General features: G+C 62.2%; 26 protein-coding genes. 15 read left to right on the forward strand and 11 right to left on the reverse strand.

The window, feature by feature from the left end; translation table 11 throughout:
* Positions 1–7 precede the first annotated feature (7 nt).
* The 9 genes from AB433_RS05250 to ccoN are packed head-to-tail and all read right to left on the reverse strand — an operon-like array spanning position 8 to position 7,992.
* Positions 8–232, reverse strand: coding sequence for a hypothetical protein (locus AB433_RS05250; RefSeq protein WP_047820208.1), 225 nt, complete (start codon positions 230–232; stop codon positions 8–10).
* Entirely contained in the window at positions 229–378 is a 150-nt protein-coding gene (gene ccoS, locus AB433_RS05255; protein WP_047820209.1) for a cbb3-type cytochrome oxidase assembly protein CcoS, read from the reverse strand. Before ccoS ends, AB433_RS05250 begins: the two co-directional genes overlap by 4 nt.
* Positions 375–2,531 (reverse strand): heavy metal translocating P-type ATPase, encoded by a 2,157-nt coding sequence (locus tag AB433_RS05260; RefSeq protein ID WP_082134799.1) that lies wholly within the window; start codon positions 2,529–2,531, stop codon positions 375–377. Before AB433_RS05260 ends, ccoS begins: the two co-directional genes overlap by 4 nt.
* Positions 2,504–2,971, reverse strand: coding sequence for a FixH family protein (locus AB433_RS05265; protein WP_047820210.1), 468 nt, complete (start codon positions 2,969–2,971; stop codon positions 2,504–2,506). The genes AB433_RS05260 and AB433_RS05265 overlap by 28 nt, the downstream gene beginning before the upstream one ends.
* A complete protein-coding gene (ccoG, locus tag AB433_RS05270; RefSeq protein ID WP_082134800.1) occupies positions 2,971–4,512 on the reverse strand; it encodes a cytochrome c oxidase accessory protein CcoG in 1,542 nt (513 codons plus the stop codon). The genes AB433_RS05265 and ccoG overlap by 1 nt, the downstream gene beginning before the upstream one ends.
* Positions 4,499–5,419: a cytochrome-c oxidase, cbb3-type subunit III gene (gene ccoP / locus AB433_RS05275; RefSeq protein ID WP_047820211.1), complete on the reverse strand. Its 921-nt coding sequence runs from the start codon at positions 5,417–5,419 to the stop codon at positions 4,499–4,501. Before ccoP ends, ccoG begins: the two co-directional genes overlap by 14 nt.
* Positions 5,412–5,582: a cbb3-type cytochrome c oxidase subunit 3 gene (locus AB433_RS05280; protein WP_047820212.1), complete on the reverse strand. Its 171-nt coding sequence runs from the start codon at positions 5,580–5,582 to the stop codon at positions 5,412–5,414. The genes ccoP and AB433_RS05280 overlap by 8 nt, the downstream gene beginning before the upstream one ends.
* Positions 5,579–6,328 carry a cytochrome-c oxidase, cbb3-type subunit II gene (gene ccoO, locus AB433_RS05285; RefSeq protein WP_047820213.1) on the reverse strand — a complete coding sequence of 250 codons (750 nt, stop codon included), beginning with the start codon at positions 6,326–6,328 and terminating at the stop codon, positions 5,579–5,581. Before ccoO ends, AB433_RS05280 begins: the two co-directional genes overlap by 4 nt.
* A gap of 11 nt (positions 6,329–6,339) precedes the next feature.
* The gene (gene ccoN / locus AB433_RS05290; RefSeq protein WP_047820214.1) at positions 6,340–7,992 is read right to left on the reverse strand and encodes a cytochrome-c oxidase, cbb3-type subunit I; all 1,653 of its coding nucleotides are present in this window, start codon (positions 7,990–7,992) and stop codon (positions 6,340–6,342) included.
* Between the two features lie 415 nt (positions 7,993–8,407).
* On the opposite strand from ccoN, the gene AB433_RS05295 reads away from it, so the two are divergent.
* Positions 8,408–9,079: an OmpW/AlkL family protein gene (locus AB433_RS05295; RefSeq protein ID WP_047820215.1), complete on the forward strand. Its 672-nt coding sequence runs from the start codon at positions 8,408–8,410 to the stop codon at positions 9,077–9,079.
* Positions 9,080–9,098: 19 nt separating this feature from the next.
* Here the strand turns inward: AB433_RS05295 and AB433_RS05300 are convergent, their stop codons facing one another.
* Positions 9,099–9,794 carry a Crp/Fnr family transcriptional regulator gene (locus AB433_RS05300; protein WP_047820216.1) on the reverse strand — a complete coding sequence of 232 codons (696 nt, stop codon included), beginning with the start codon at positions 9,792–9,794 and terminating at the stop codon, positions 9,099–9,101.
* Positions 9,795–10,274: 480 nt separating this feature from the next.
* Here AB433_RS05300 and AB433_RS05305 point away from each other — a divergent pair, with 480 nt between their 5' ends.
* The 13 genes from AB433_RS05305 (at position 10,275) to AB433_RS05365 (ending at position 21,902) form a co-directional block, all read left to right on the forward strand.
* The gene (locus AB433_RS05305; RefSeq protein ID WP_047820217.1) at positions 10,275–10,502 is read left to right on the forward strand and encodes a Flp family type IVb pilin; all 228 of its coding nucleotides are present in this window, start codon (positions 10,275–10,277) and stop codon (positions 10,500–10,502) included.
* A 194-nt stretch (positions 10,503–10,696) separates the two neighbouring features.
* A complete protein-coding gene (gene cpaB / locus AB433_RS05310; RefSeq protein WP_047820218.1) occupies positions 10,697–11,575 on the forward strand; it encodes a Flp pilus assembly protein CpaB in 879 nt (292 codons plus the stop codon).
* Between the two features lie 4 nt (positions 11,576–11,579).
* Positions 11,580–12,941, forward strand: coding sequence for a type II and III secretion system protein family protein (locus AB433_RS05315; RefSeq protein WP_047820219.1), 1,362 nt, complete (start codon positions 11,580–11,582; stop codon positions 12,939–12,941).
* On the forward strand, positions 12,931–13,245 hold the full coding sequence (locus AB433_RS05320; protein WP_047820220.1) for a hypothetical protein: 315 nt from the start codon (positions 12,931–12,933) through the stop codon (positions 13,243–13,245). The genes AB433_RS05315 and AB433_RS05320 overlap by 11 nt, the downstream gene beginning before the upstream one ends.
* A 32-nt stretch (positions 13,246–13,277) precedes the next feature.
* A complete protein-coding gene (locus tag AB433_RS05325) occupies positions 13,278–14,930 on the forward strand; it encodes a TadE/TadG family type IV pilus assembly protein (RefSeq protein WP_047820221.1) in 1,653 nt (550 codons plus the stop codon).
* Complete coding sequence (locus AB433_RS05330) at positions 14,927–15,418, forward strand: TadE/TadG family type IV pilus assembly protein (protein ID WP_047820222.1); 492 nt, start codon at positions 14,927–14,929, stop codon at positions 15,416–15,418. The genes AB433_RS05325 and AB433_RS05330 overlap by 4 nt, the downstream gene beginning before the upstream one ends.
* The gene (locus AB433_RS05335) at positions 15,415–16,101 is read left to right on the forward strand and encodes a TadE/TadG family type IV pilus assembly protein (RefSeq protein ID WP_053059001.1); all 687 of its coding nucleotides are present in this window, start codon (positions 15,415–15,417) and stop codon (positions 16,099–16,101) included. The genes AB433_RS05330 and AB433_RS05335 overlap by 4 nt, the downstream gene beginning before the upstream one ends.
* Positions 16,102–16,138: 37 nt before the next feature.
* On the forward strand, positions 16,139–17,284 hold the full coding sequence (locus AB433_RS05340; protein ID WP_169749308.1) for a CpaE/TadZ family protein: 1,146 nt from the start codon (positions 16,139–16,141) through the stop codon (positions 17,282–17,284).
* A 48-nt stretch (positions 17,285–17,332) separates the two neighbouring features.
* Complete coding sequence (locus AB433_RS05345; RefSeq protein WP_047823383.1) at positions 17,333–18,661, forward strand: TadA family conjugal transfer-associated ATPase; 1,329 nt, start codon at positions 17,333–17,335, stop codon at positions 18,659–18,661.
* Position 18,662: 1 nt separating this feature from the next.
* Complete coding sequence (locus AB433_RS05350) at positions 18,663–19,664, forward strand: type II secretion system F family protein (protein ID WP_047820224.1); 1,002 nt, start codon at positions 18,663–18,665, stop codon at positions 19,662–19,664.
* Positions 19,665–19,666: 2 nt separating this feature from the next.
* Complete coding sequence (locus AB433_RS05355) at positions 19,667–20,653, forward strand: type II secretion system F family protein (protein WP_047820225.1); 987 nt, start codon at positions 19,667–19,669, stop codon at positions 20,651–20,653.
* A gap of 23 nt (positions 20,654–20,676) precedes the next feature.
* Positions 20,677–21,411, forward strand: coding sequence for a hypothetical protein (locus AB433_RS05360; protein ID WP_047820226.1), 735 nt, complete (start codon positions 20,677–20,679; stop codon positions 21,409–21,411).
* A 17-nt stretch (positions 21,412–21,428) separates the two neighbouring features.
* Positions 21,429–21,902: an A24 family peptidase gene (locus AB433_RS05365; RefSeq protein ID WP_053059002.1), complete on the forward strand. Its 474-nt coding sequence runs from the start codon at positions 21,429–21,431 to the stop codon at positions 21,900–21,902.
* A 16-nt stretch (positions 21,903–21,918) separates the two neighbouring features.
* Here AB433_RS05365 and AB433_RS05370 read toward each other — a convergent pair whose 3' ends face one another.
* Positions 21,919–22,329 carry a response regulator transcription factor gene (locus AB433_RS05370; protein WP_047820227.1) on the reverse strand — a complete coding sequence of 137 codons (411 nt, stop codon included), beginning with the start codon at positions 22,327–22,329 and terminating at the stop codon, positions 21,919–21,921.
* Between the two features lie 105 nt (positions 22,330–22,434).
* Here AB433_RS05370 and AB433_RS05375 point away from each other — a divergent pair, with 105 nt between their 5' ends.
* On the forward strand, positions 22,435–23,187 hold the full coding sequence (locus AB433_RS05375) for a TonB family protein (RefSeq protein WP_053059003.1): 753 nt from the start codon (positions 22,435–22,437) through the stop codon (positions 23,185–23,187).
* Positions 23,188–23,249 lie beyond the last annotated feature (62 nt).

The raw sequence follows: 23,249 nt of genomic DNA on the forward strand, positions 1-23,249 counted from the left end.
CGCTAGGTCAAACCGGGGTCGCAGACCTGTTTTTCCGGCGCGAACGGCACCCCTTGGCGCAGCAGGGCATCGTCGCGCGGGCGGGCGCATTTCCGTCGATCGGGATCGTCATGGTGCCCCCCGCGCATAGTGCGATCACGATTGTGCGCGATGCCTTTGCCTCTGCCGGAGGCACGCCGGTCATCGCCGGAACCAGCGCGATGGCGGCCAGCATGGAAAACGGCCCGTTCATTGCTCGTCCTCATCCTCGATCAGGATGCGTTGGGCCGCGCCGTCGAGGTCTTCGAACTGGCCGCTGCGCATCGCCCAGAAAAATGCGGCAAGACCCAGCCCACCCATGCCCAGCGCGACGGGGATCAGGAAAATCAGCCCGTTCACGCCGTCCTCCGCGCAGCGCCCGCCAACCGCAGCGAATTGCCGACGACGATCAGCGAGGACATCGACATTGCGATGGCCGCGACCATCGGCGTGACGTGGCCAAGGATAGCGATGGGCACCGCGAACAGGTTGTAAACCACGGCAAAGGCGAAGTTCTGGCGAACCACCGCCATCGTCCGACGCGCGACGCGGATCGCCAAAACGACAGGCATCAGCGATTCGCCCACGAAGACCGCGTCCGCCGCCTGCTGGCTGACATCGCTTGCGGTTCCGGGCGCGATGGAAACGTGCGCCGCCGCCAGCGCGGGACCGTCGTTCAAGCCGTCGCCCACCATCAGCACCCTGCCGCCGCGCGCGCGATGTTCGTTCAGGATCGCCAGCTTGTCCGCCGGGCTCATCCCGCTGGTAGCGGCAATGCCGAAACGGTCGCCCGCCTGCCGCACCGCGTCGCTGGTGTCGCCCGACAGGATGGCACTATCGATGCCTTGTCTTGCAAGCGCTGCGATGGCCTCGCCCGCATCCTCTCGCCACGGGTCAGAGAAGGGGATGATCGATTTGCGGGTGCCCCGGTGGAAGGCGACGGCGATGGTGTCGACCGCCGTTTCGGGGCGGAGCAGGGCGACCGGCTCTCCATCGAACACGGCGCGCACGCCTTCTCCGGGGGTCTCCGCGATGTCGGTAAGGTTTGCCGGGTTAGTGCCCTCTGCGCGCAGGGCGGCGGCAAGACCACGGCTCAGCGGGTGGCGGCTGGCCTGTGCAAGGGCGAGCGCGATGGCCGCATCGTCGCCTTCGAACATTTCCAGCGTTGCCGGGCGCGGTTCGCCCAGCGTCAGCGTGCCGGTCTTGTCGAACAACGCTTCGGTCGCTTCGGACAGGCGTTCGAGCGCGCTGCCGTCCTTGATCAGCAGGCCCCGTTTCATCAATGCGCCTGCCGCCACGACTTGCGCCGCCGGAACCGCAAGGCCCAGCGCGCAGGGGCAGGTGATGATCAGCACCGCGATGGCGATCAGAAGCGACTGATGCACGCCAGCGCCCGCCAGCATCCAGCCCACGAACGTAAGCGCCGCCAGCGAATGGACCGCCGGGGCATAGAGCCGCGCCGCGCGGTCGGCGATGCGGACATAGCGGCTGCGCGACTGCCCGGCCTCGTCCATCAGGCGGGCGATGTCGGCAATCGCGGTATCCTGTGCCGCCGCCGTGACGCGCACGACGACCGGGGCGACAAGGTTGATCGTGCCCGCGTGCACCGTGTCGCCTTTGCCCGCCGCCTCTGGCGCGCTTTCGCCGGTCAGCATCGAACGGTCGAACTGGCTCTGGCCCGACAGGATCACGCCGTCGGCGGCCAGCGATTCCCCTGCCGCGACCTGCATTTCCATGCCGGGGGCCAGGCTTTCGGCGGCGACCCATTTCGTCTCTCCGTCGGGATAGGCCACTTGCGCGCCGCGGCCCATGCGGCCCAGCAGCGAGGCAATGCCAGACCGCGCCCGATCGCGCATCATCGCATCCAGCACGCGGCCCGCCAGCAGGAAGAACAGCAGCATCACCGCGCCGTCGAAATAGGCATGTTCTCCGCCGGTCAGCACTTCGTAGACGCTCATGCCCGTGGCCAGCAGGACGCCGAGAGAGATCGGCACGTCCATGTTTGTCCGGCGATAGCGCAGCGCCATCCACGCCGAGGCGAAGAACGGGCGGCCCGCATAGGCCACGGCGGGCAGCGCAATCACCGCCGAGAGCCAGTGAAACAGCTCCTTCGTGATCCCATCCGCGCCCGACCAGACCGCGACCGAGAGCAGCATGATGTTCATCATGGCAAAGCCCGCGACGGCCAGCGCGCGCAGCAGCTTCTTCGTCTCGGCATCGTCCTGCGCCAGCGGGTTTTCCGCCATCGGCTGCGCTTCGAAGCCGAGGTGAAGCAGCGCCTCGATAATCGCCGCGTCGGTCAAGTCCGGCGAATGGCTGACCGCGACCCGCTTGGCCGAGAAATTCACCCGCGTCACCGCCACGCCCGGCAATTCGCCAAGCCCGCGCTCTATCTTGCCGATGCACCCGGCGCACTTGATGCTTGGCACGGTAAAGCGGCTGTCGATGCAAGCCGCGCCTTCGGGCGGGGAGGCGAGGGCGGCGGTCACGGTAGCGCTCTTTCCCCGCGCCATTCGTCGGGCCCGGTCTTGGCAAGGATGCGCAAGGTCCAGCGGCCTTCGGGCAGCGCGGCGGTGCTGGTCCATGCATCGTGCCCGCTTTGCACGAAGGCCAGTTCGGTCTCTGGCTGATGGCCCAGCGGGTGACGCGCGACTGCGATGACCTGCGATCCGGCGGGCACGTTGGCGGTGGCCAGCACGACTCTACCATCGGCACCGCGCGAAGCCTCCACGGAATAGCCCAGCGCTTCGGACTTCTCCGCCCGGTCCAGCCAGCCGTTGAAATTCTGGCTGGCGACGTAGGAGTTCTCCACCACCACCCCACCGAAACTGCTGCTGGCGAGCGCGGCCATCGTGAAGTTCACGGCGATGACAATGCCAAAGCCCACGACCATCACGGCGGCCATGTGGCGGCCGGTGAAGCTTTTGGGGCGGCGTTTGCTATGGGTCTGCATCACATCGGCTCCGGTGCGTCGAAATGCGTTTCGCTGCTGTCGCTCTCGCCCGCCCCAAGCGCCTCGTCCTTGGCGGTTACGCGGAAAGCGAAGTCCTGCGAGGTCGTGCCGCGCGGAGCGATAACATAGACCCGCAGGGGCAGGGCGACATCGGCTGGGACTTCCCGCGTAAGGGTGGCGGCGGCTTCGTCCTTGGCCATGTCGTCGGTCCACATCGTGGCACCGTTCAGGCCTAAAATCGCCAGCTCCATCTGTCGCGGGCGGCCCTGCATGTTGCGCAGCTTCACAGTATAGCTGTTTCGGACCGATCCATCACTCATCAACATGAAGGGCGGGTTGCGGTCCGGCTGGACGGTCAGGCCCGTCCGCTCCCGCGTGCCGAGGGCGAAAAGCAGGCCTGCGCCGATGGCTGTCCAGATACCCAGATAGACCAGCGTGCGCGGATGCATAAGCGTCTTCCACACCGGGCGCGGCTGATGTCCGGCGGCCTCGCGCTCGCAATCTTCCAGCGTGGCATAGTCGATCAACCCGCGCGGGCGCCCCACGTCCTTCATCACCCGGTCGCAAGCGTCGATGCACAGGGCGCAGGTGATGCAGCCGATCTGCGCGCCTTCGCGGATGTCGATGCCGGTGGGGCAGACCGCGACGCACTGGTTACAATCGACGCAGTCGCCGAACTTGTCGGGGTTTTTCTGCGCTTTCTTCAGACTGCCACGCGGCTCGCCGCGCCAGTGCTTGTAAGTGACGATCAGCGACTTTTCGTCGAGCATCGCGGTCTGAATCCGCGGCCACGGGCACATGTAGACACAGACCTGCTCGCGCATGAACCCGCCCAGCCAGAATGTCGTGCCGGTCAGGACAGCGACCGTGGCATAGGCGACGGGGGCGGCGCTGCCCGCCCAGAAATCGCGGGTAAGGGTGGGCGCGTCGGCGAAGTACATGATCCACGCGCCGCCGGTCCAGAAACTGATGACGAGGTAGATCGTCCACTTCCAGAACCGCTTGGCGAGCTTCGACGCGCCCCACGGCGCCTTGTCCAGGCGCATCCGCGCGTTGCGGTCGCCGTCGACGAAGCGGTCGACGTGCTGGAACAGGTCGGTCCATACCGTTTGCGGGCAGGCATAGCCGCACCACGCGCGCCCCACGGCGCTGGTGACCAGGAACAGGCCGATGCCCGCCATGATCAGCAGGCCCGCCACGAAATAGAACTCGTGCGGCCAGATCTCTATATCGAACATGTAGAAACGCCGATTTGCGAGGTCGATCAGAACCGCCTGATCGGGCGCGTAGGGACCGCGATCCCAGCGCAGCCACGGCGTACCGTAATAGATCCCCAGCGTGACCAGCATGACCAGCCACTTGAATCGCCGGAACCGCCCGTCGATCCGCTTGGGATGGACGGTGGTGTGCTTCTCGTAAAGCGAGATTGGCGCATCCGGTGCGGGCGTAGAGGGTTTGCGCGCGGTCGCCGGATTGGCGTCCTTGGCGACGCGCGCATGATCGAGGAGATCACCCTCAGGAAGGGGGTCAGGGGGCTTCATCGACCTCCACCTCGGGGTCTTCGGCAACCTCGACGATATCCTCGCCGCCGCCAAGCGAATGGACGTAAGCGGCCAGCATCTTGATCGTAACCGGATCGAGCCGTTGGCCCCACGCGGGCATCATGCCGTAGCGCGAGTTGTGGACGGTGTCGGTGATGTTCTGGCGGCTGCTGCCGTAAAGCCAGATCGCATCGGCAAGGTTCGGCGCGCCAAATTCGCGGAGGCCGGTGCCGTCGCTACCGTGACAGACCGCGCAGTTCGCCTCGAACAGGCCCGCACCGCGCTGCGACGCTGTGCTTGCCGGTTCCAGGTCGGAGAGCGTCCGCACGAAGCTGACCACGTCGGAGATTTCGCTGCCGCTCAGGATGCCATCGCGACCGAAGGCGGGCATCTGGCTGAACCGGGTGTCGTCGTTGCCCGGTTGACGCACGCCGTGGACCAGCGTGTATTCGATGGCTTTGATGTCGCCGCCCCACAACCAGTCGTCGTCGTTCAGGTTGGGATAGCCCTTGGACCCCGCCGCACCTGCGCCGTGGCACTGTACGCAGTTCACTTTGAACGCCGCTGCGCCGCCGGAAATCGCCGCGCGCATCAAGCCGGAATCGGCATCCAGCCGCTCCAGCGGAGTGGTTGCCAAGGCGGCGGTGACGGCAGAGCGTTCCTGACTGGCCGCTTGCATCTCCTTCGCCAGATCGCCCCGGCTGGTCCAGCCGACCACGCCTTGCGTCGCCCCGTCGATCATCGGCCACGCGGGATAGGCGATGACATAGCCTATCGCGAAGACGATGGTGGCGTAGAACGTCCACAGCCACCAGCGCGGCAGCGGGGTGTTCAGTTCCTCGATCCCGTCCCATTCATGGCCGACGGTTTCGGTATTGGTGGCCTGATCGATCCTTTTGTCAGCCATCGTTCTCGTCCTTGAAGATCATGTTGGCCGCTTCGTCGTTCCTGTCGCGCGCGCCGGGCCGAAAGGGCCATGCGACAAGCACGACGAACACGGCCATCATCGCGATAAGGCCATAGCTGTCGGCAATGTGCCGCAGCGCGTCGTAGAGAGAGTGATCGCTCATCGTCCCTTTTCCTGCGCCAGATCCTCTTGCGCGGCGGCGGCGTTGACGTCGACCATCGTGCCCAGCACCTGCAGGTATGCGACCAGCGCATCCATCTCGGTCAGCTTGTTCGGCTTGCCGTCGAAGTCGCGCAGGTTGACCTTGTCGCCATAGCGTTCGGTCAGCCCCGCCGTATCGGCCATCGGGTTCGCCTGTGCCTTCATGTCGGTATCGGCATTCTCGATCATGTCGTCAGAATAGGGCACGCCGACGCGCGACAGGGCGGTCAGGTTCGCGCCCATGTCCTTCACCTTCAGCGGACTTTCGGCGAGGAAGCCGTATTGCGGCATCACGCTTTCGGGTACGACCGACTGCGGGTTCTCAAGATGCTGGACGTGCCATTCGTCGGAATAGCGTCCGCCAACGCGGGCAAGGTCCGGCCCGGTCCGCTTCGACCCCCACTGGAACGGGTGGTCGTACATCGATTCCGCGGCAAGGCTGTAATGGCCATAGCGTTCGACCTCGTCCCGGAAAGGACGGATCATCTGGCTGTGGCAGACGTAGCACCCTTCGCGGACGTAGATGTCCCGTCCGGCCTGTTCCAGCGGGGTGTAGGGGCGCATCCCCTCCACTTCCTCAATCGTGTTGTCGATCCAGAACAGCGGTGCGATTTCGACCAGCCCGCCGATGGTGACGGTGAAAAAGGCCGCCAAGCTGAGCAGCGTGACGTTCTTTTCCAGTTTCTTGTGTTTTTCGGTCATGCTCATGGCAGAATTCCTCAAGCAGCAGCCGGGACCAGAGGGCGATCCGCCTCACGGTCGTATTCGGGGGCGTACATCGGCGCTTCGTTGCGGAGCTTTCCGGCAATCGTCGCCCAGATGTTGATCGTCATGACCACTGCGCCGGCAAGGTAGAGACAGCCGCCCAGCGCACGCAGGATGAACATCGGGTGCAGCGCGGCGACCGTTTCGGCGAACGAGTTCACCAGATACCCGTCGGCCCCGTATTCGCGCCACATCAGCCCCTGCGTGATGCCTGCGACCCACATGCTGGCGGCGTAGAAAACGATACCGATCGTCGCGAGCCAGAAGTGCCAGTTCACCATGCGCAGGCTGTAAAGCCGTTCACGGTTCCAAAGGCGCGGCGTCAGGAAATAGACCGCGGCGAAAGTGATCATGCCGTTCCAGCCCAATGCGCCGGAGTGGACGTGACCGATGGTCCAGTCGGTATAATGCGACAGGCTGTTCACCGACTTGATGCTCATCATCGGGCCTTCGAACGTGCTCATGCCGTAAAAGGCGAGGGACATGACCATCATGCGGATGATCGGATCGGTGCGAACCTTGTCCCACGCGCCGTTCAGCGTCATCAGACCGTTGATCATGCCGCCCCAGCTGGGCATCCACAGCATGACCGAGAACACCATGCCCAGCGTCTGCGCCCAGTCGGGCAGCGCGGTGTAGTGCAGGTGGTGCGGACCGGCCCAGATGTAGAGGAAGATCAGCGACCAGAAGTGAATGATCGACAGGCGGTACGAATAGACCGGCCGGTTCGCCTGTTTCGGCACGAAGTAATACATCATTGCGAGGAACCCGGCGGTCAGAAAGAAGCCCACCGCGTTGTGGCCGTACCACCACTGGACAAGCGCACCCTGAACCCCGGCGAACAGCGGATAGGACCGGCTGCCCGTCAGGCTGACCGGCATATCCAGGTTGTTGACCACGTGCAGCATCGCAACGGTCAGGATGAAGGCCAGGAAGAACCAGTTCGCCACGTAGATGTGGGGTTCGCGGCGTTTCAGGATCGTGCCGACGAAAACCGCCAGATAGGCGACCCAGACGACGGTCAGCCACCAGTCGACATACCATTCGGGCTCGGCATATTCCTTGCCTTGCGTGACGCCCAGCAGGTAGCCAGTGGCGGCCAGCACGATGAACAGCTGATACCCCCAGAACACGAAACGGGCGAGGCCGGGCAGGGCCAGCCGCGCGCGGCAGGTGCGCTGCACGATGTAATAGCTCGACGCGATCAGCGCGTTGCCGCCGAACGCGAAGATCACCGCGCTGGTATGCAGCGGGCGAAGCCGTCCGAAGTTGAGCCAGGGTTCAAGGTTCAGGACCGGAAAGGCGAGCTGGAACGCGATGAACAGCCCGGCGGCGAACCCGGCCATGCCCCAGAACACGATGGCGATGACGCCCCAGCGGATCGGGTCGTCGTCATAGACCGATTCGTCGGCCGGCGCTTTCAGGATGCCGCGCGCCGCACCCGCGTAATCGAATGTCGTGACGCTGGCCCACAATGCTACCATCGCCGCAATCGCAACGATGACCATGTGCGCCGCAAATGCGCCGTCTGCGGCCAGCGCCATGCCGACGATGGCCAGCAGAAAAACAGCGAGCCAAATGCCCGCACGCGTGAGAACCGTTTCCACGGTTGCCCCCTTTCGTCAAAAGGTCCTTGGGGTTGATCCCTGAAGGCCCCCTTCGGCGCGTGCGGGCGCATTCGCATTGATGCAGGTCAAATGGCGATGCGCATACGACTTTTGTCGGAGCTTTCAGCAATTTGCGCTCGATCAATGCGGGCGCCCAGTCATGCTGGCAATCGGTGAAGCATCGAAGGGTGCTGCCAAGGTTTCCTGTCGATGCGCTGAAATTATCGGTCGAAATTTACTGTTGGTTTGAATGTAAACCTTTCCCGAAAATTCGATTCATAATGAAAGTGCTTCGGTTCGTTTGGGGCGGGACTTGGATGCAGGGAAAATTAACCCCGTCTCTCAAGTCATCTTTGCGGGTTCTTCGATTACGTCATGGTCTGCAGGGCTGTCCTGCCCCAGGGAGGAATACCAGATGAAGAAGTTCGTGCTTGCCGCCAGCGCCGCCATGGCCGCGGCCATGATTCCGGGCGCCGCACATGCGGGCAACCCGGACGGAAAGTTTCAGTTCAAGCTGATGGGCACCGCCGTGCTGCCCGATGGCGAACTGACCGATGTCGATCCCGGCGGCGTTCTGCCCGACGGTTCGGATACCAAGGCCGACAATAACGTCGTGCCCACCGTGGTGTTCGAATACTTCCTGACGCCGAACGTCAGCCTCGAAACCTATTGCTGTGTCACCAAGCACAACGTGACCGGCGCGGGCGCGCTGGAAGGGGCGGAGATCGTCGATGACATTTACCTGATCCCGGCAACTGTTACGGCGAAGTATCACTTCACCGAAGGCCCGTTCAAACCTTACATCGGCGCGGGCCCGACCTACTTCCTCTACCTCAAGGACAAGGCTGGTTCGGCCGCGCAGGGCCTTGGCGTGGATGATGTGGACATTGATGACGAATTTGGCTTCGTGCTTCAGGCGGGTGTCGACTTCCGCCTGAACGACAAGGGCCTCGGTCTCAGCATCGATGCCAAGCGTTATTTCATCGATGCCACCGCACGGTACTATGCCGATGGCGAGGAAGTGTTGAAAACCGAACACAATCTCGACCCGTGGGTCGTCAGCGCGGGTCTTGCCCTGCGTATGTGATCGGGAGCGCCGGGGCGGTTCAGCCCGCCCTGGCTTCCAGTTCCATGCGGTCGCGGATGACGACCGAACGGCGGGACGGCAGGTCGATGACCCCGTCCCGCTTCATTTTGGTGAACTGCCGGCTGACCGTCTCGATCGTCAGGCCCAGAACATCGCCTACCTGCTGGCGAGAGAACGGCATCTCGAACTCCTCGCTCTGCCCTTCGGGCGTATCGCAAGTCGCCGGTGCCATGCGTTGCGAAATTTCCAGCAGGAACGTCGCCAAGCGCTCTTCCGCAGATTTGCGACCCAACAGCAGCATCCATTTGCGCGTGCGGTCCAGCTCGGTCAGCGTGCGTTCGAGCAGTTTGTGCTCCAGCCGCGGATGTTCGCGCGCGAAGTTGTCGAAATCGCGCTGGGCAAAAACGCAGACCCGCGCATCGGTCAGGGCCTCCACCCCATAAGGTGTCGTCGCCCCGAACGGACGACCGATGAAGTCCGATGGATAGACCAGCCCGACGATCTGTTCGCGCCCGTCTTCAAGGCTGTTCGACAGTTTCAGAACGCCGTGGATGACGTTGGCCACCAGCACCGCGCTTTCGCCTTCCCACAACAACTGCTCTCCGGCGGCGAGGTTGCGGCGGCGGCCGATATCGTTGAGCAAGGCAACCTCGTCAGGCTCCAGCCCGGCGCAGATCGCGCGGTTGCGGACGACACATGTTTGGCAAGAGCCCATGGGCCGGACATATCAGCGGCTTTTGAAGGCGGCAATTGCCGATGTGGCCGGGCAATTGCAGGGTGTGCATAGGCATTTTGTCCTATGAACCTGCCCGAATATGTCTCATTTCTGGACGCGGATGCGGTAATTGCCTGCGAAAAGCCCGGAAAACGCCGATTTCCGGTCCCGCACGGGCGGATTCGATCCGCGATTCGGTTAAGAATTCGGAAATTAACTGTAGTCGTTAGAATTGCGCAGGCTTAATCCCTTGGCGGATAAGGGAAGTTTTCCGCCGATTGTAATTGTTTGACGTTTTCCGGCGGTTTGCGCAGATTCCAGCGGTGCCGAGACGGGGGTATTGGCGGCGTTGAAGCGGATGCTTCAGCCTTTTTTATCGCCACAACCAGAACGGTCGACGGGTCAGCCGGAAATAGAGGCCGGAACCCTGATGTTTTTTGGACACGCATGGGTGCGTCATGCGTAATGGGGTGAACTGAAATGATTAACTTCGTAAAGAATTTCGTTGCTGACGAAGCCGGTGCTTCGGCTGCTGAATACGCTCTGATCATCGCCGTCGTCGGCGTCGGCATCGGCGCTGCTGCGCTGGTTCTGGGCGCTAACGTGAAGCAGGCGATTGATGGTGCTTCGGATGACATCTACAACTGTGTTTCGGCTGCTGATCCGGGCGCGGTTACCGGTGCAAGCGATGGTACCGAGTGCGATTGATCGCAATATAACATGATTAGAAGGGCCTCGCCGAGTGATTGGCGAGGCCTTTTTCTTGCTTAAATGCGAAAGCGTTGCAATTTAGGCACTATCTCTAAACTGTCCCGAAATTAGGCGCTTACAAACAGGCGTTAACCGGGTATGTTGGCGGGGATCACAGTTCCTGTTAGGTTCCGTGCTCAAGGGGGGTTAGCATGGGCAGTCGTAACCTTATTTATATCCTGATTGCGGTGGGCCTTGGCCTTGTCGCGGTCGTTCTCGCGAACTCGTACTTCTCTGGCATAGAGGAGCAGCAGGAGCGCAATGCGCAGCAGCAGCAGCTCGCCCGGATCGTCGTGGCGACTCAGCCGCTCGATTTCGGCAGCGCTTTGACGACAGAGAATATCAGGCTTCAGAATTTCCCGGCCAACGCGGTTCCTGTCGGTGCCTATTTCTCGATAGAGGAATTGTTGCAGGGCGGTCAGGTCGCATTGCGCCCGATTGTGCCGGGCGAACCGGTTCTGGCCGACAAATTGAGCGGCCGCGCCGTTCTTTCCGCCAAGCTGCCCGAAGGCATGCGCGCGATGTCGATCAGCATCAGCGCGCCCAACGCCGTGTCCGGCTTCATCCGTCCGGCGGACATCGTCGATGTCCTGCTGACCCGCGATGTCGGTGGCGAAAAGGTGACCGAGGTCATCATGGAGGCCGTGCAGGTCCTCGCCATCGGCACCGTGCAAAGCGAAAAGGCGACCGAGCCGGGCCTTGCCGGAACCGCCACGGTTTTGACCGACCTGTTCGGCGCGCAAAAGCTGACTCTGGCGAAGGAAATGGGGCAGATGAGCCTCGTCCTTCGAAATGTCGAAAGCGAAGAGGCCGAAGGTGTCGGCATGGCCGTTCGGGCACGCGATGTCAGCCGCCTTGGCGGCGGCGGTCCTGCTCCGCAGGCGGTCGTCTATGCGCCGCCGCCCGCCGCATCCGGCGGTGGCAGCGCGCCTGCGCCAGCCGCAGCGCCAAGGCCGCGCGGCCCGAGCATGACGGTCGTTCGGGGAACTGCGCCACAGAATTACCAAGTCGACAGTCTTGGGGGGAAATGACGAGATGCTGAAACAAGTCACCTTGGCCGCAGCCTTGGCGCTGGCTGGCGCCTCAGCATCGGCTGCCCAGGCGCAGGATGCCTACAGCATCCATGCCGGTTCGCTAGAGGTATCGCTGAACAAGAGCCAGGTCGTCACCGCGGATCGCGCGATCGACCGGGCGATGGTCGGCAATCCGGGTATCGCTGATGTCCTGCCGATTTCGGATCGCTCGATCTATGTGCTCGGCAAATCGATCGGCACGACCAGCCTGACGCTTTACGACCGGACCAATCGCGTGATTGCGGTCATGGATATCAGCGTCGGCCCCGACGTAGAAGGTATTCGGCGCGAACTTGAAGCGCTGATCCCCGGAGAGGCGATCGACGCGCGCATTTCGGCTGGCAAGATCATCCTTTCGGGCAGCGTCAGCGATGCCGGGGCCGCAAGCCGCGCTGCTCGTATCGCAGAGGCGTTTGCTGACGAGGAGGTGGTCAACCTGATCACTATCGGCGGCAGCCAGCAGGTCATGCTGGAAGTCCGTTTCGCCGAAGTCGTTCGCTCTGTCGGAGAGACGCTGGGTGCAAGAGGGTTCGGCACCGGCAACGATGTCGCTTTCGCAATCGGCGACGGCGCGTCGGCGTCCGGCAGTGGCGATCTGTCGGTCGATGGTGCCTCGGGCTACGGTGTGCTGAGCGCGATCTTTTCGCTGGGTAACCTCGATATCGAAGCCTACCTTGACGTTCTTGAACGCAAGGGCCTGTCGAAGACTCTGGCAGAGCCGACACTGGTCGCCCTCTCGGGTGAATCGGCCTCGTTCCTTGCGGGCGGCGAATTTCCCATTCCCGTTCGGCAGGGGGACAACGGGGGCACTTCGGTCCAGTTCAAGTCCTTCGGTGTAGGCCTTGCCTTTACGCCGACCGTGCTTGGTGATGGCGTGATAAATCTTGTCGTCCAGCCGGAAGTCAGCTCGATCGATACCTCCGCCGGGGTTACCAGCGATGGCGTCTCTGTTCCCGGTCTCCAGACGCGGCGGGCCAGTACGACGCTCGAACTGCGCGATGGCGAAAGCTTTGCGATCGCGGGCCTGTTGCGGCAGGATTATCAGACGACGGTGCGTCAGTTGCCCTTGCTCGGTTCGATCCCGATCCTTGGCACATTGTTCCGGTCCACCAGCTTCCAAAAGGGTGAGACCGAGCTGCTGATCGTGGTCACGCCGCGTCTGGTAAAGCCGATCAAGCCTTCGCAGGTGCGCTTGCCGACCGACCGGGTGGAAGATCCCGACGTGCTCGATACGCTGTTGGCGGGCGACGATTACCAACCTGTCGACCTGGCGCCCAATGTGGCCCCGACACCGACTCAGGAGGACCCCGGCTATGAATACTAAGATCCTGTTCCTTGCAGGCTCCGCGTGCCTTCTGGCCGGTTGCGCAACTTATGGCAGCCCCGAGGCTGGCAAGTTCGACAAGGCCGATTTCGGTGAGGCAAACCGCATGACCTATGCGGCTATGGTCGTCGATCCCGATCCGCAGTATGATGAACCGATGGAAGGCGATGGCGAACGCGCGGCCGATGCGGTTGAGGCGTATCGTGAGGGTGAGGTCGAGATCGGCACATCCGGCGGTGGCGGAATGAGCGGCGGAGGCGGGGGCTTCAGCGGTGGAGGCTCCAGCAGCGGCGGCGGCTTTTAAAGGGAGACGCGTCTTGCGGCGCGTTCGATCACATGAAGCTAAGGGCATTACGGGAATTCGGGTCTGACCAGACGGCGGCAATTGCGCCGATCTATGCGCTGTCCCTGTTCGGACTGATCGGCATGGCGGGTGTCGGCTTCGACTATGCCCGGCTGATGGCGCTGGATACCGAATTGCAGAATGCGGCGGATCAACTGGCGCTGGCGGCGGCGACGCAGCTGGACGAGCAGGACGATTCGATCACGCGGGCCGAGTCTGCCGGGCGGAATTTCTTCGCCAGTTCCACCAGTGATTACACCAATGAAACTCGCATTTCGAACATCGACGATGGCGGCGGCGATGACAAACGGTTGATTACTTCGGTGACGTTTAACTTCTATCAGGGGTACGACGACCAGAACGATCAGCCCGATACGCTGATTTCGCCCAGTAGTGGCTCTTATACGGCTGCGCAGCAGCGGTCCGCGCATGTCGTAGAGGCGGTTGTCGGCAGGCGATCGGTGCAATTTGCGTTAACGCCTATTGTCGGAGCGATTGCCGGTGACGCTGGCGGTTCGGCAATGGCGACTATGGATACGGCGTACTGCAAGGTGCCGCCGTTGATGGTGTGCCAGCCGCCAAGTAATCCAAACTTGGGTGCTATCGATGCAAGCGGCAATATTCCTGATCGCGGGAAGGGCATGCAATTGCACTTTTTGCCTAATGGAAAGACGGATTTTGACGACACGATCGATACCTCGACCGTCCCCGGACTGTTTGGGTTTCTGGAATTCCCTTATCCGAATCCCAGCGGTAACGGCAATCCGAATACGTCGCTGGGGTGGGAAGTGCCCAATCCGGGCTGCACAGATGATTCTGTCGATGCTCGTGCCGGTGTCCGGGTGCCCGAACAACTGGCGCTCAATACGAGGTTCGGCATTTACGACAAGAGTGCCTCGGGCTACTCGTGCAATAGCGCCACAGGGACTTTTTGCCCATCCTCTAACGCATCACGCGATCTCGTCGTCGACATTAGCGTAAACAATCAGAGCGCTTCCGATATTGCTGCCTATTCCTGTCCAGCGTCACCACCAAACAACGCCAATTTTGAGAAAATATCAAATTTCTCAAATCTTGCTGGTTATAATAATGAAAGGCCAGCAGGATATTCGCGCGACAACTGCCACAAAAGTGGCACCTGTGGCGTCATTGGAACGACGGCGTACGATTGGAACTTCGCCGATTATATGCAGCGTGTGCATGGCTTTACCGTTACTCCGGGTGACTCGACAACTTATCCTTCCGGACTGAGTGGGCAAGCCCGCTATGACGTCTATAAGTGGGAGAAGGCGATCTCCACGCGAACAGACCCGTATCGTGCTGGATATCGGGTTGAGGCAAAAAATAACGGCAATACAACCCACTACTATTGCGCTTACCCTCGCCCGCAAGAGGGTACGCCAGTAGAGACGCCGACGGTTCGGAAAGATAGGCGTCTCCTCCAAGTTGCGTCGGTCGATTGCTCTAATGTGACCGGTAAAACAGTGACAATAGATCGCTATATTGACGTTTTTCTGGTAGAGCCTGCGCGAGATAGCGGGAGCCAAAAGGAGTTTTACGTCGAAATACTTGGCGAAGACCCTAACGCCGGAAGTAATACAACCTTTCAGCAGTTTGCCAAGCGTAAGGCGGTGCTGATCCGATGATCGGTTTTATCCGCCAGTTTGCAAAAGATGCGCGCGGTGCGGCTTCGTCCGAATTCGTGCTGGCCATACCGATGATCCTGCCGTTGATCTTTGGATCGATGGAGGCTGGCAACTTCTTCTGGAGCCAGCAGAAGCTGACTCAGTCCGTGCGTGATGGCGCGCGGTTTGCTTCACGCCAGAATTACGGCTTGATCTGCCCAAATCTCGATAGCGATCTTGAAACTGACATCAAGAATATCACCCGGACCGGGCTGCTTTCCGGCGGCACGTCGAAACTTCCCGGCTGGGAGAATTCCGAAATCGACGTCGTTCCGAACTGCGGTGCCTTTACGGCTGGCGGCATCTATTCCGGATATGGCGGTGCCGGTGCAATCGTGACGGTTCGGGCGGTGGGTGTGCCCTATCGTTCGATCCTCGGTGCGCTTGGGGTTATCGATGACACCTACAAGCTTGCCGCAGAAGTTCATTCGCCGGTGATTGGCATATGATTTTTGTGCAGCGGCTTCTTGACGATCGTACGGGTGCGAGTGCGGCAGAGTTCGCGCTTGTGCTTCCGGCAGCGCTTTTGCTGCTGTTCGGTGTCATCGATGTCGGGCGCTATGCCTGGCAGTTGAACGAATATGAAAAGGCCGTCCAATTGGGGGCACGCTATGCCGTGGCCACCACCGTCGTGCCAGGCCAACTGGCCGGTGATCTGGCCTTTGCCAATCTTTCCTGCAACGGCGGCCCCCTGCAATACGGTGACACGATTTGCGCAGACGCGATGCAAACGATCGTTTGCGTGGACGGCAATCCAGCCGCAACGACGATTGCTGCTGCTTGTTCGTGTCCAAGCGCCGATGGACAGGTCTGTCTGTCGGGAAGCGCGAACAATTCCGCCTTCACCAATATCGTAACCCGTATGCGCGTAGCATCGAAGCGGATCAACGCGAATGATGTTGTGATCGAATACAGGGGTTCCGGTATCGGATACTATGGAGACCCCGCGACGTCGTTGGACAGTGCCAATAACGTCATCCCGTTGCCGGACGCCGCCCCCATCGTTACGGTCAAATTAACCAATCTGCGATATCAGCCCATCACGCTGACCTTGGTCGGCGCTGATGTGAAATATCCCACGTTCTCGTATTCGCTTACGCTTGAGGACGGGGATGGGACAGTGGCGAGCTGAAGAAATGGGCAATATGGAATTCCCTTCGGAAACCGGAATGAGGACGGACCGTAACCTTCCGTCAGGCATCCACATCGTCGCACAAGCGCGCCATTCGCGGGCCTTGGAAACGGCGCTGGGCGGGTCGGTCGAACTGGTCTCGCTGGAACCGGAAGAAGCTGTCTCAGAGGCAGTTGTCCGCACGGCCAGCGCGCTGGTGCTGGAGGTCGATCCGACGTCGAAGGCATCGCTGGCGCGGGTTTCAGAGATACGTGCGATCCGCCCGGGCCTGCCGCTGATCGTCGCGCTGGAACATGCGGACCTTTCCCTGACCCGTACCCTGATCCGTCAGGGCGTGAGCGATGTGGCGACATTGCCATTCGATGTCGAGGAACTGGTCGGTCAACTGCTCGACGTGTCGGCCAGCCTTGCGCCGAGCGACAAGGCGCAATTGGCGCTGATGGTATCGATGGTCCGCGCCTCTGGCGGTGTCGGGGCGACGACGCTGGCCACGCATCTGGCTGAATCGCTGACCGATTGCGGCGGGCGTGCGATGGATGTCTGCATCATCGATCTGGACCTGCAATTCGGGCAGGTCGCCAATTACCTGAACCTCAAGCCCAAGACGACCGTGCTCGACCTGCTCGACGCGTCGGATCGTCTGGACGAGGATCTGGTCCGCGACGCGGCGCAACAGACCGAGCAGGGCATGTCGGTCATTGCCGCCCCTTCGGTTATCGCGCCGCTGGAGGATGTCGATGTCGATCGCCTGCTCAACCTGCTCAAGGTTGCGCGGCAGAGCTTCGATTTTGTGCTGCTCGACCTTCCGGCGAACTGGACGAACTGGACGCTTTCGGCTGCGCTTGCCTGTAACGAGATTCTGGTCGTCACCGATCAGTCGATCACCGGGCTGCGCCAGACGAAGCGGGTGATCGAGCTGTTCGACGTGATGCAGGTCAGCCGCGAAAACGTGCGCGTGGTGGTCAACCGCGTGGGCAAGAAGCTGTTTCAGGCGATCAGCGTGGGCGAGGTTGCCGATACGCTGAGCCGGCCGGTCTTCGCGACCGTGTCGCGTGACAAGGGGGAATTGCAGGTCGCGCAGGATCAGGCGATGCTCCTGTCCCAGACGAACCGCCGCTCGGCATTCGTGAAGGACGTGGACAAGCTGGCCGAGGCGATCTGCGAACAGGTTATGGGGTCGTAACGCATGAAGTGGTCGGTCAAGCGCGCAGAGGAAACGGTAGAAGCGCCGATGGCGGAAACGCCCGCGCCGCTGCAAACCCTGGATGGGGAACAGGACGAGCAGAAGAGGCGCGCGCTTGAACTGAAGGTGTCGATCCACCGGGCGCTGCTCGACAAGATCAACCTGTCGGCGCTCGACAAGATGCCGCGGGAGCAGATCCGCTCCGAACTGTCCGAAATTATCAACGAGATCCTTGCCCAGCGGCAGGAAGCGCTGAACCGCACCGAACGCACCGCGCTGGTCGACGACGTGCTGGACGAGCTGCTCGGCCTCGGCCCGTTGGAGCCGTTGCTGCAGGACGATTCGATCACGGATATTCTGGTCAACGGGCCGAAGACGGTGTTCGTGGAGCGCAGCGGTCTGCTCGAACGCGCGCGGACAGAGTTTCAGGATGACAGGCACCTGATGCGCATCATCCAGAAGATCGTCAGCGCGGTGGGCCGCCGCATCGACGAATCCTCGCCCTATGTCGACGCGCGCCTTGCCGACGGCAGCCGAGTTAACGCGATCGTTTCGCCGCTGGCGGTGGATGGGGCGCTGCTGTCCATTCGTAAGTTCGCCAAGAAGCGCATCGGGATCGACCGGCTTATAGAGCTGGGATCGGTGCCGCAGCCGATGGCAGAAGTAATGAAGGCGGTCGTCGCCTCGCGGCGCAACGTGCTGATTTCCGGCGGTACGGGTTCGGGCAAGACGACACTCCTCAACGCGATGAGCTCTTTCATCGATACGCGCGAACGCATCGTCACGATCGAGGACTCGGCTGAACTTCAGCTTCAGCAGGAACACGTTGCCCGCCTTGAAACCCGCCCGCCGAATATCGAGGGCAAGGGCGAGGTGACGCAGCGCGAACTGGTGAAGAACGCGCTGCGTATGCGCCCGGATCGCATCATCGTCGGCGAAGTTCGCGCAGGCGAAGCGTTCGACATGCTTCAGGCGATGAATACCGGCCACGACGGTTCGATGACGACGGTTCACGCCAATACCCCGCGCGACGCGCTGTCGCGTCTGGAACAGATGATCGGCATGAGCGGGATCGACATTTCCGCCAAGTCGTCACGCGCACAGATCGCCACGGCCATCAACGTCGTGGTTCAGGTCGGTCGCCTTGCCGACGGTCGCCGCCGCGTGCTCAGCCTGTCGGAAATTACCGGGATGGAGGGTGAGACGATCACGATGCAGGAAATCTATCGCTTCAAGATTTCGGGCCGCGACGAACACAACAACGTCATCGGCCGGTTCGAGGCGACCGGTATCCGCCCGAAATTCCATGCCGAGGCGGTGTCCGCCGGCATCACCCTGCCGCCCGAACTGTTCCGTCCAGACTTCGATATGAACTGACATGATCGACATACTGCTCAAGGTCATTACGCTGATCGCCGTCTTCGGGACGGTGTTTCTCATCTCGCAGGTCGGGATGGATTACGTCTTCAGCAAGACGGCGCACACGCGCGCCGTGAACAAGCGCCTGAGGATGATCCGCGAAGGCAGCACGCGCGAGGAAATCCTGGCCCGCCTGCGCAAGGCCGCGCCGAAGCAGATCACGAACCTGCCCGGTTTCATGGTCGGCCCGGTGCGCAAGCTGGAACGCACGCTGATGACGGCGCAGCTGTCGCTGACGGCAAGCCAGGTGATGTTCATGATGCTGGGCGCGTTCGTCGGCATCATGGCGCTGCTGCTGCTGGCCATCGGCGGCGCGGGGATCGAGTTTTCGGCGGGCACATTCGTGCTGACCGCGGCGATTGCGACCTGTGCGGGCATTTTCGTGCCGTTGATGGTGATCGGCTCGATCGCGCAACGTCGCCGCAAAAAGATCGAGGAACAGTTCCCCGTCGCGCTCGACGTCTTCGTCCGGGCATTGCGTGCAGGCCATCCCATCGCCTCGGCCATCGAATTGCTGACGACCGAGATGGAAGATCCCATCGGCAGCGAATTCGGTCTTGTCGCCGATGAAGTCGCCTATGGCGCGGAATTGACCGACGCCTTGTCGGCCATGGCCGAACGCTGGGATCTTGAAGACATCCGCATGTTCGTCGTTTCGCTTTCGGTCCAGAACGAAACGGGCGGCAACCTGGCCGAGATCCTGCAGAACCTTTCCGAAGTGATCCGCGCGCGCGCCAGCCTGTACATGAAGGTCCGCGCGCTCAGTTCCGAAGGGCGGATGACGGGGTGGATGCTGACCATCCTGCCCATCGTCGCCTTCCTCGGCCTGTTTACGGTGAACCCGGAATTCTACCTTAGCGTCGCGCAGGAAACGATGTTCATCGTCGGCTTTATCTGCCTGATGGCTCTGTATTTGATCGGGTTTTTCTGGATCAAGGCGCTGGTGAACATCAAGGTCTGATCATGCTCGAACTTATCCTCACCAATCAGGCAACCCGGATGGCGACATTGTTCGGCATCTTCGTGCTGGTCGCGGGTGTCGTGCTGATCATCATCAGCGTGGCGAACCGCCGTGCGCAGGTAAAGGCCGGTCTGGCCCAGATCGCCACCGCCAACGCGCCGGTCGGCGTCGATGCGGGATCACAGGCCAGTTTGCGCCAGCGTGAGAACCAGAACGCCTGGGCCCGCCTTGCCGACATGATCGAGCGGACGGGCCTCGACCTCAACGATTCCAAGAGCGAACGCCTGCGCGACAAACTGATTGCCGCCGGGTACACCCATCCCGCCGCGCCGCGCATCTTCACGCTGGCGCGCATCGCGATCATGGCGTTCTTCCCGCTCGCCTTCATCTTCTTTGCCTATGCCTATTCGGAAGAGCCGCCGGGCTTTCTGACGATCTATATCGGCTGCTCGCTGCTCGGTCTGCTGGGCCTCTATTTCCCGAACCTTTTCGTTCAGGCCAAGGCGGATCGCCGCAAGGAAGCCATCATCAACGGCTTTCCCGATTGTCTCGACCTGTTGCTCGTCTGCGTCGAAGCGGGCCTTGGTATCGAGGCAGCGATGGACCGCGTCGGGCGCGAAATGGTAAAATCGCACCCGCTGGTGGCGCAATTGCTGTCGATCGCGGTGCTGCGGCTGCGCGCCGGCGCTACGCGTGAAGAGGCGTTTCGCCGCCTAGCCGAAATGGCGCGCGTGGATGAAATCCGGTCGTTCACCACGTTGCTGATCCAGTCGGACAAGCTGGGCACGAGCATGAGCTCGACACTGCGCGTCTATGCCGGGGAAATGCGCGAAAAACGGCGGATGCGGGCCGAGGAAAAGGCGCATCGCTTGCCTGTTCTCATTTCCATCCCGCTTGTGGTATGCATGTTGCCGACCATGATCGGGGTTCTGATGCTGCCGGCCAGCATCCGCGTCGTGCGGGATATCTTCCCGCTGATGAACCGATAGAGGGACCAAAGGGGGGTAAAATCATGCGCAAGTTCGCAACCATCGCCGGAATCGCGCTCGCCGCCACGGGGGTGAGCGGGTGCCAGATGATCACCGGATCGGGTCTGGCCTCTGCCGATATGAGCAAGCTCGACATGTCCGAGTACTTCGCTCAGCGGATTGCCACGGGCCGTATGCATCTGGCGAACCACCGCCCGACGCGTGCGATCACCGCGTTCCAGCAGGCGTCGTACCACCCCGACTATGCGGGCGATGCGTTCAACGGCATGGCGATCGCCTATGACCAGATCGGTCGCCCCGATCTTGCCGCCCGGTATTTCGAGGCTGCGATGGCCGCCGCGCCGCAGGATGAACGGTTCGCCCGCAACTTCGCGCGCTTTCAGGGGCGTGAGGCGATGGCAATGTCCATTCCGCAGATCGAGGAAGCGCCGGTCGAACTGGCGGTCAAGGAACCTGCCCGTCCGGACGTTCGCGGCCCGATCCGTGTCGAAGTGCCGTCGTCCGACGTGCCCAGTGCCGTTCATGTCGAACGCGCGCCGCCGGTCCGCGTCGCCCGCGTCTCGCAGGCGGAAGTCGCCGTCGGTACCGACCGCGAAAGCGCCGTGCGCACCGCGCTTGCGCAGCCTGCAGCCAAGGTAACGGTAGAAAAACGCAGCGCCGCAGAACGCACCGCAATGCGGGCCCGACGGGGCGCACAGGCGCGTAAGGCCTACCCGATCCGCATCGTGCTGAACGATGCGTCCGGATATCGCCGATAAGACAGGAACTCTTCAGCGTGGATCCCTATGCCGTCGCGCTTGCCGCGATCTTCATCGTGTTCGCGTTGACCGGCGCGGTCTACGACATTCGCGAACGCCGTATTCCCAACTGGTTGAACGCCGCGATGCTGGTCACAGGCCTTGTGTTGGTGACCGCGCTGACCGGATGGCAGGACGGTCTGTCCGCCCTGGGCCACTTCGCCGCGGCGCTGGTCGGTGCGATGGTCATCTTTGCGCTGAAGCTGTGGGGCGGGGGCGATGCAAAGTTCTATGCCGCCAGCGCGGGCTGGTTTCCGATCAAGGCGGCGCTGGGCCTGTTCGTCAGCGTCGCGGCGGCGGGCCTGATCGTCGCCATCGTCTGGTTGCTGTTTTACAAGCTGACGGGTCGCAAGCTGAAGCGTGGTGACAAGGTCATGCCCTATGGCGTGGCCATCGCGGCCGGGGGCATCATCATGATGCTGTTCCGGCCCGATGGCGGCCTTCTTACCTGATTGGCGCGGCGCTGCCTCAATGCAGGCTGTGCGGCATCCTCACGTCCCCTGCAACAAAGCGATTGCGGGCCAGCAGGCCCTCTATCCGCAGCGCAAGGTCCTCTGGCGAAAACGGTTTGGTCATGTAATCCGCCACCCCGGCGCGCAGGGCGGCCAGCACGTCTTCCTGACTGCGGCGGGACGTCATCATGATCACCGGGATTCGCGCATGGACCGGATCGCTTTTCAACGCGATCAGCGTTTCCATCCCCGACCGCACTGGCATCATCGCGTCCAGCAGGATCGCATCGGGCGTGCGGGTCTGCAACGCCTCAAGGCATTGCTCGCCGTCTTCGACCGTGTGCACCTCGTGCCCCACGGTGACGAGCCGGTGGCGCACCATTTCAGACAGGATTTCGTCGTCGTCGGCGACCAGTATGTAAGACATGTTTCCTCCGCGTCTGCTGCCCTATTCTAGCGGCTTTGCGGGACAGGCGGGCATGATGCGCGGGAACGGGCGGGGGGCGGCGATCATTGTCCCGGCATGGAGCAAATGGCCTACGAACCCCTCTCGCGCCGCAGCCGCGTGATCGGCAAGGCACGGCGCAAGATGACCGCGGGCCGTCTGGCAACCATCGCCGTCGTCACGCTGATCCATGTCGGCGCGGTTTTCGCGCTGTTGCGGGCGTTCGATATCGATGTCGTGCCCAACGCGGTGAAGGAGACGATTACCGCGATATCGTTGGAACTGACCCCCGAACCCGATCCGCCGCCGCCCGAAAAGGTCGAGGAGGTCGAGCCGGAAGGCGCGTCTGGTGCAGAGGCAGCGCGAGCGAAGCCGAAAGAGGTCAGCGCCCCGCCCCCCAAGATCGTGATCAAGGACCCGCCGCCCGCGCCCCCGGTATCGTCGGACGGCGACGAGAACCGATCGGGCGCGGCAGAGCAGGGCGCAGGCACCGGCGGTGGCGGCCCCGGCGTGGGTACGGGCAGCGGCGGAGAGGGTACCGGCAGCGGAGGTGTCGCCTATCAGCGGCGCGCCGAGAAGGTCGCCGGGGAAATTCGTGCCAAGGACTATCCGCGTTCCAGCGTGGAACAACGGGACGGGGCCTATGTCATCGTCCACTTCACCGTCACCGCCGGCGGCCGCGCCACCGGCTGCCGCGTCGCGCGGTCCAGCGGTAATGCAGAGGTGGATCGCATCACGTGCCAACTGGTCGAGCAGCGGTTCCGTTATCGCCCGGCCATTGATGGGAACGGCAACCCGACATCGGAAAAAGTCGGGTGGAAACAATGGTGGTGGCAGTAGATCGTAGCGTTACCATTTTGCGATTGCGATAAACCTTCGCATCTGCAACAAATATCTCTCTT

The sequence above is a fragment of the Croceicoccus naphthovorans genome (assembly GCF_001028705.1).
Taxonomy (GTDB): domain Bacteria; phylum Pseudomonadota; class Alphaproteobacteria; order Sphingomonadales; family Sphingomonadaceae; genus Croceicoccus; species Croceicoccus naphthovorans.

Excerpts from the sequence above, each read along its gene's own strand:
- AB433_RS05295 (WP_047820215.1), top strand. The coding sequence starts at position 8,408 with ATGAAGAAGTTCGTGCTTGCCGCCAGCGCCGCCATGGCCGCGGCCATG.
- AB433_RS05300 (WP_047820216.1), bottom strand. The coding sequence starts at position 9,794 with ATGGGCTCTTGCCAAACATGTGTCGTCCGCAACCGCGCGATCTGCGCC.
- AB433_RS05330 (WP_047820222.1), top strand. The coding sequence starts at position 14,927 with ATGATCGGTTTTATCCGCCAGTTTGCAAAAGATGCGCGCGGTGCGGCT.
- AB433_RS05280 (WP_047820212.1), bottom strand. The coding sequence starts at position 5,582 with ATGAGCGATCACTCTCTCTACGACGCGCTGCGGCACATTGCCGACAGC.
- cpaB (WP_047820218.1), top strand. The coding sequence starts at position 10,697 with ATGGGCAGTCGTAACCTTATTTATATCCTGATTGCGGTGGGCCTTGGC.
- AB433_RS05260 (WP_082134799.1), bottom strand. The coding sequence starts at position 2,531 with ATGGCGCGGGGAAAGAGCGCTACCGTGACCGCCGCCCTCGCCTCCCCG.
- AB433_RS05350 (WP_047820224.1), top strand. The coding sequence starts at position 18,663 with ATGATCGACATACTGCTCAAGGTCATTACGCTGATCGCCGTCTTCGGG.
- AB433_RS05325 (WP_047820221.1), top strand. The coding sequence starts at position 13,278 with ATGAAGCTAAGGGCATTACGGGAATTCGGGTCTGACCAGACGGCGGCA.
- ccoO (WP_047820213.1), bottom strand. The coding sequence starts at position 6,328 with ATGAGCATGACCGAAAAACACAAGAAACTGGAAAAGAACGTCACGCTG.
- AB433_RS05250 (WP_047820208.1), bottom strand. The coding sequence starts at position 232 with ATGAACGGGCCGTTTTCCATGCTGGCCGCCATCGCGCTGGTTCCGGCG.
- AB433_RS05355 (WP_047820225.1), top strand. The coding sequence starts at position 19,667 with ATGCTCGAACTTATCCTCACCAATCAGGCAACCCGGATGGCGACATTG.
- AB433_RS05315 (WP_047820219.1), top strand. The coding sequence starts at position 11,580 with ATGCTGAAACAAGTCACCTTGGCCGCAGCCTTGGCGCTGGCTGGCGCC.
- AB433_RS05345 (WP_047823383.1), top strand. The coding sequence starts at position 17,333 with ATGGCGGAAACGCCCGCGCCGCTGCAAACCCTGGATGGGGAACAGGAC.
- AB433_RS05370 (WP_047820227.1), bottom strand. The coding sequence starts at position 22,329 with ATGTCTTACATACTGGTCGCCGACGACGACGAAATCCTGTCTGAAATG.
- AB433_RS05305 (WP_047820217.1), top strand. The coding sequence starts at position 10,275 with ATGATTAACTTCGTAAAGAATTTCGTTGCTGACGAAGCCGGTGCTTCG.
- AB433_RS05265 (WP_047820210.1), bottom strand. The coding sequence starts at position 2,971 with ATGCAGACCCATAGCAAACGCCGCCCCAAAAGCTTCACCGGCCGCCAC.
- AB433_RS05360 (WP_047820226.1), top strand. The coding sequence starts at position 20,677 with ATGCGCAAGTTCGCAACCATCGCCGGAATCGCGCTCGCCGCCACGGGG.
- AB433_RS05340 (WP_169749308.1), top strand. The coding sequence starts at position 16,139 with ATGAGGACGGACCGTAACCTTCCGTCAGGCATCCACATCGTCGCACAA.
- AB433_RS05375 (WP_053059003.1), top strand. The coding sequence starts at position 22,435 with ATGGCCTACGAACCCCTCTCGCGCCGCAGCCGCGTGATCGGCAAGGCA.
- ccoP (WP_047820211.1), bottom strand. The coding sequence starts at position 5,419 with ATGGCTGACAAAAGGATCGATCAGGCCACCAATACCGAAACCGTCGGC.
- AB433_RS05335 (WP_053059001.1), top strand. The coding sequence starts at position 15,415 with ATGATTTTTGTGCAGCGGCTTCTTGACGATCGTACGGGTGCGAGTGCG.
- AB433_RS05320 (WP_047820220.1), top strand. The coding sequence starts at position 12,931 with ATGAATACTAAGATCCTGTTCCTTGCAGGCTCCGCGTGCCTTCTGGCC.
- ccoG (WP_082134800.1), bottom strand. The coding sequence starts at position 4,512 with ATGAAGCCCCCTGACCCCCTTCCTGAGGGTGATCTCCTCGATCATGCG.